Raw genomic sequence first — 542 nt, 5'->3', positions numbered from 1 at the left:
ACTTGACGGGGAGATAAAACCTGAGATTGTGAAGTTAGCCAAAGAAAATCATGTGAAAATTATGCCTTTACTTACTAACTATACAGAGGAAGCTTCTGGTCCTGATAGTGAACTTATTCATAAGTTACTGAATTCTCCAGATCATGTAAAGACAACGTTTATTAACAATTTAGTAAAGCAAGTTGAAAAGAATCAATTTTCAGGTATTAATATTGACTTTGAGGCAATACCTGAAAGCGATAGAGAAAACTTAACAAATTTCATGAAAGAACTTACTACGGTCTTTCATAAACATCATTTGCTTGTTACACAAGATGTCCCTGCTAATGATAAGGCCTTTGATTATGGTGCGTTAGCCAAAGTAATAGATCGTATGATTGTAATGATGTATGATGAGCACTATGGAGCAGGAGCACCAGGACCAATTGCTTCAAATAAATGGTTTGAACATACGCTCAATGAACTAGATATTCCGTCTGAGAAACTTATAGTCGCTTTCGGTAACTATGGATATGATTGGGAAGTGAAAAGTAAAAAACCTG

The 542-nt window shown here is 35.1% G+C and carries 1 protein-coding gene; it reads left to right on the top strand.

Annotated features, from left to right (window positions below; translation table 11 throughout):
* Nucleotides 1–542, top strand: a 542-nt coding sequence (locus BWGOE10_RS29095) for a glycosyl hydrolase family 18 protein (RefSeq protein ID WP_236736023.1), incomplete at both ends; no start/stop codon positions are given.

This window comes from Bacillus mycoides (assembly GCF_001757995.1).
Taxonomy (GTDB): Bacteria; Bacillota; Bacilli; order Bacillales; family Bacillaceae_G; genus Bacillus_A; species Bacillus_A mycoides_B.
This window is presented reverse-complemented; position numbering and strand designations above follow the sequence as displayed.